At 55.2% G+C, this 1,349-nt stretch carries 1 protein-coding gene; it reads right to left on the reverse strand.

Annotated elements, in window-relative coordinates:
- A partial coding sequence (locus BLL38_RS29890; protein ID WP_076965374.1) for an IS4 family transposase occupies positions 1 to 1,268 on the reverse strand: 1,268 nt, incomplete at its 3' end.
- Between the last annotated feature and the right edge of the window lie 81 nt (positions 1,269 to 1,349).

The raw sequence follows: 1,349 nt of genomic DNA on the forward strand, positions 1-1,349 counted from the left end.
GGCTTGACCACCCTGGGGTAACTTCGTTGACGCCTGGCAGGTAACATGAAGTGTTGAGCCTGAGTGCGCAGCTCTGCCAGCCGCTTAGGAATCGTACCTGGCGTTTCCAGCGGACAGAAACGGAGTGCGTTGGTCACCGCTTGAGCCAACCAGAGGAAGCTTAAACGTTGCGGCGCAACTTTCATTTCGCCAGCCATCAAGCGCATTTCCTGTCGAATCAGATTGTAAGCAAGCAGGGTTCCCCACAGTTCCTGACGCACCAGATCAGGTTGTTTACTGCGTAGTTGTTCGCCTTTAAGCAGGTTTTGCTTGATCTCGCGGTAACCCAATTCGATTTCCCAACGTTCGTTGTAATGCCCCGCCACCTGATGGGCAGGGTAACGTTCGGCGTCAACCAACGAGGTCAGGTAGCGACGGGGTTTGTCGTCTATCGAATACTCGATCAATCGCGCATGCCAATGGCTGGGAAGATCCGGACGCTGCTTGAGTGCATCCCGGGAAACGGTCAACCGTACAAGCCAGTCACCCACGCCCAACTCTTCGATCACCTCGTATTTGAGCGGTTTGCGCGCTCGCATGAGCCAGTGTCGTTCAGTTCCACTTTGCTGCCAGTCGAGCAACAGGGCCGCTGAATAGTAAGCACGATCAAAAATGGTTACCGAGTAGTCACTGACGGCGTTCTCCAGACCTTTGGCATGACGTAGTTCGCCGACCGCAAACTCACCAAAACAGGCAGCACGAATCAAGTGGCTATAGGTGTCCATCAGGCAGACACCGCGAACTTGTGGCCAGGCGCCATCTCCAGAATGGGTTCGCCCTCCACCAAAGGCCTGACGGTTTTCCGGGGTGTCAGGGGTGGACCAAACTACGCCGTCGACGGCGAAGCTACGCAACCCCAAGAAACCGGCTGAAGGCGGCTGCTCGACACCACCCCATGCTTGGGCCAATTGCTCAAACAGCGCCGCCAATGGTGCCTCTCCAAGGCGCTGTCGGGCTTGAACGGCGGCACTGGGCACGGGCACCTTGGCTTCGCCCAGCGCCAGTCCCAACTGCTGCACGATGAGCCAAATCGGTTCATTTTTGAACAAGGCCAAACCGACCACCAACCATACGATACGCTCGGCCGGCAAGCGTCTGCGGCGAATAGAGACCGTACCGGTCGACACGAGAGCCTGTTCAATCCATGCAGGATCAATCAATTGTGCAAAGCGTTCAAAGGAGATTGGATTGAGCTTGGTAACTTCTTGAAGATCGTTTTGGAGGGGCATGAAACGAACTCATAAAAACAGAGCCCGTTTCTATTATTGCTTGGCGGAGAAGTCAATTTCTTAACTGACTGGCATTAGGGC

The sequence above is a fragment of the Pseudomonas gessardii genome (assembly GCF_001983165.1).
Lineage (GTDB): Bacteria > Pseudomonadota > Gammaproteobacteria > Pseudomonadales > Pseudomonadaceae > Aquipseudomonas > Aquipseudomonas gessardii.